Origin of the sequence: Variovorax glucosi (assembly GCF_051216695.1) — a bacterium.
Classification (GTDB): Bacteria; Pseudomonadota; Gammaproteobacteria; order Burkholderiales; family Burkholderiaceae_C; genus Variovorax.
In genome coordinates this window covers 1-1,389 of the sequence record NZ_JBPJZE010000117.1, presented here as the reverse complement: position 1 = coordinate 1,389, position 1,389 = coordinate 1, and the positions used below count along the sequence as shown (strand labels likewise).

The window sequence follows — 1,389 nt, the reverse complement described above, 5'->3', positions numbered from 1 at the left end:
ACAGACGCAATACGCGCTGGCGGTCATTGTGGCCGGCGTAGCCTCTATTGAGCTGCACACCCCGACACCACAAGGAACTGCCATGAAGAAATATCTACTCCCGCCCATCCTGTTGCTCGCCCTGCTTGCTGCATCTGCCTGCACCGGGCCCATGGGTCCTCAAGGCAACACGGGCAACACCGGAAGCACCGGCTACACAGGCGCCACGGGCGCGAGGGGAAATACCGGCAACACCGGGAACACGGGCGCCACAGGCGACACCGGTAATACCGGCAACACCGGCGCCACAGGCGCAACGGGCGCCAGAGGCAACACCGGCAGCACTGGCACCGGCAGCGGAACCGTTGTCGTGGTTCCGGGCGCACGCTGATGCACTGACCAACGCACCAGCCGGCAGCTATGCGATCAGATGCGCATAGCTGCGCCGGTTGGCCCGGTAGCAGTCGCACGCCGCGTTCTCCAGCCCTTCGCGATCGGTGATCGTGATGACACCCCGCCGATAGTCGATCAGCCGCCGCGTGTGCAGCGCCGTCGCGGCGTTGGTGATGCCGACCCGGCGCACACCCAGCATGCGGCCCAGCACTTCGTGCGTGAGCGCAAGGTGCGTGGAATGCGCGCAGTCCTGCGTGGTCAAGAGCCAGCGCGCCAGCCGCTCCTCGATCAGGTGGAAGCGGTTGCACAGGCCCGAACGGCCGAACTCCATCAAGAGCACGCAAACGTAGCGATTGAGGATGCGCTTGAGCGTCGAGTTCTGCTCCAGTTCCTGCGCGAATGATTGCGCCGTCAAGCGCCATGCCATGCCGGCCCCTTGCACGAGTGCCCGCAGCGGTGCGCTCTGCACGTCCAGCGACAGCTCGTAGCCCAGGGCGCCCTCGTTGCCCACCATGCCCGTCTGCAGGCCGTCATGGCCATCCGCGGTCGACACCAGCGAGACGAACGCGCTCGTGGGGAAGTGAATGTGATGGATGACGTCGCCGGGTTCGTAGAGGATCTGCGCTGTGGCCAGCTGCACGCTGTCGCAGCGTTCGAGCAGGTGCGCACGGTCTGCAGATGGCAGCGCCTCGAGCAGGCGATTGAGAACGGGGCGGGTCGGGGCTGATGTCACGGAACCGCCTGTTGGAAAGAATCAATCAGCGCGGAAATGCGCAACCGGGCGCATTGTTGCCGAGGGCCCCTCTCGCGTCTGTGCGGAGGCGCACCAAATGCGGCCCGGCCGCCGCCGGCTCAGGTCGCGGGCTGGCGAGGCAACAGGCGATCCGTTTCACGCTTCACGACCTCATAGCACTCGCACACCTGCTTCTCTAGACCCGGGCGGTCCAGCACCGTGATGTGTCCGCGCGAATACTTGATGAGATTCAGGCGCTGCAGCTTGCCGGCAGCCTCGGTCAC

General features: G+C 65.7%; 2 protein-coding genes and 1 pseudogene. 1 reads left to right on the top strand and 2 read right to left on the bottom strand.

The genetic code is table 11. The features are described 5' to 3' along the window. The first annotated feature begins 82 nt into the window (after positions 1-82). On the top strand, positions 83-370 hold the full coding sequence (locus tag ACSFA3_RS23395) for a collagen-like protein (protein ID WP_435507820.1): 288 nt from the start codon (positions 83-85) through the stop codon (positions 368-370). A gap of 27 nt (positions 371-397) precedes the next feature. Here the strand turns inward: ACSFA3_RS23395 and ACSFA3_RS23390 are convergent, their stop codons facing one another. Continuing rightward, on the bottom strand, positions 398-1,105 hold the full coding sequence (locus ACSFA3_RS23390; RefSeq protein ID WP_435465282.1) for a Crp/Fnr family transcriptional regulator: 708 nt from the start codon (positions 1,103-1,105) through the stop codon (positions 398-400). 119 nt (positions 1,106-1,224) lie between these two features. Next, positions 1,225-1,389 (bottom strand): annotated as a pseudogene (locus ACSFA3_RS23385) (Crp/Fnr family transcriptional regulator); the annotation flags it as partial.